We start from the raw sequence: 276 nt of genomic DNA, 5'->3' as shown, positions 1-276 counted from the left end.
GCCGTGCCCTGCTGGGCCTGCCAGTTGCCATAAGCCTTGTAGGCAATAACACCGAGCGCCGCGAGGCCGCCATAGATGGCGACCTTGCCGCCAACCTTGCGCACCTTCTTGTTACCCATCAACAGACCCATGGCGCCCGCTGCCAGAGCGCCACCACCGGCGCCGGACAGCAGCCCGCCGAGGCCGGACGACTTGCCGGAACCACCGAGCAAACCGCCCAGCCCGCCGCTGGATGACTTGTTGTGGGAACCTCCGGCCTTGTTTTGCAGCAGGTCC

1 protein-coding gene is annotated in these 276 nt (G+C 66.3%); it reads right to left on the bottom strand.

Translation table 11 applies throughout. From position 1 onward, the window contains the following. Positions 1-276 (bottom strand): DUF533 domain-containing protein (locus AAEY79_RS14745; protein WP_352289090.1); only part of this gene is annotated, 276 nt, incomplete at both ends.

It is taken from the genome of Psychrobacter sp. GW64-MNA-CIBAN-0177 (genome assembly GCF_040309585.1).
Classification (GTDB): Bacteria; Pseudomonadota; Gammaproteobacteria; order Pseudomonadales; family Moraxellaceae; genus Psychrobacter; species Psychrobacter okhotskensis.
Note: the sequence above shows the minus strand (reverse complement) of the source record. Positions and strands in the feature narration are given on the sequence as shown.